Genomic DNA, 1,249 nt, shown 5'->3' with positions numbered 1-1,249 from the left:
TGCTACGCAACGCTTACGCGAATGCCACCGGTGCGGAGCACTTTGCCAGCCGCAGCGGGATCCGCTACCAGCCGCTGGGGGTGATTTTGGCAGTGATGCCCTGGAACTTTCCCTTTTGGCAGGTGTTTCGCTGTGCCGCCCCAGCCCTGATGGCGGGCAATACCCTTCTGCTCAAACATGCTTCCAACGTGCCCCAATCGGCTTTGACCCTGGAGCGGATCTTTCAGGAGGCGGGATTTCCGCCAGGGGTCTTTCAAACCCTGCTGATCACAGCAGCCCAGGTGGCAGAGGTGGTGGCGGATGAACGGGTGCGGGGGGCCGCCCTCACCGGCAGCGAAGCCGCCGGCTCCAGCCTGGCCCGTTTGGCCGGTCAATATCTGAAAAAAACGGTGTTGGAACTGGGAGGGAGCGATCCCTTCATCGTGCTGCCCAGCGCCGATCTGGAGGCAGCAGTCGCCACAGCGGTCACGGCCCGTCTGATCAACAACGGCCAATCCTGCATTGCCGCCAAACGATTTATCCTACACAGGGCTATCGCCGAACCTTTCACGGCTGCCATGACGGAGCGATTTCGCCGGCTCAAGGTGGGGGATCCCTTGGATCCGCAAACCGATGTGGGGCCTCTGGCTACCCCCAGCATTCTGCAAGAGGTGGATGGACAGGTGCAGGCTTTGGTGCAGGCGGGGGCCAAAGTTCACATCGGTGGCTCCCCCTTGGGAGGAAATTTTTACCCGCCCACGATCCTGAGCGACATCCCCCCCGATCATCCGGTGGCCCACCAGGAGGTGTTCGGGCCGGTGGCGCTGTTGTTCACCGTACCGGATGTGTCGGCAGCCATCGAGCTGGCCAACGGCACGCCCTTTGGCCTGGGCGCCAGCGCCTGGACAACCGATCCAGAGGAACAAGAGCGCCTGCTGGAGGAGCTGGAGGCGGGATCCGTGTTCATCAATGGCATGGTCAAGTCCGACCCGCGCCTTCCCTTCGGCGGCATCAAACGCTCAGGGTATGGACGGGAACTGAGTCGGGAAGGGATCCTGGAATTTGTGAATGTCAAAACCATTTGGGTGAAGTGATGGCGGAGACTGCTCAAAGGGATCCCCAGCCGGCGGCGGATCCCGTGATCAAGCTGGATCAGTTCCTCAAGCTGGCGGGGGTTGCTCCCACCGGTGGGCAGGCCAAGCAGCTCATCCAAGCGGGGCAAGTGCGGGTGAATGGTGAGGTGGAAACCCGGCGGGGACGCAAGCTGCGC

Annotated in this window: 2 protein-coding genes; both read left to right on the top strand. The window is 62.4% G+C overall.

Features of this window, described 5'->3' with window-relative positions; all coding sequences use genetic code 11:
• On the top strand, positions 1-1,073 hold a 1,073-nt coding region (locus NW819_RS08035; RefSeq protein WP_414413440.1), incomplete at its 5' end, for an aldehyde dehydrogenase family protein.
• A partial coding sequence (locus tag NW819_RS08030) for an RNA-binding S4 domain-containing protein (protein ID WP_414413441.1) occupies positions 1,073-1,249 on the top strand: 177 nt, incomplete at its 3' end. The genes NW819_RS08035 and NW819_RS08030, both read left to right, overlap by 1 nt.

This window comes from Synechococcus sp. R8-2 (genome assembly GCF_047461715.1).
Lineage (GTDB): Bacteria > Cyanobacteriota > Cyanobacteriia > Thermostichales > Thermostichaceae > Thermostichus.
Note: the sequence above shows the minus strand (reverse complement) of the source record. Positions and strands in the feature narration are given on the sequence as shown.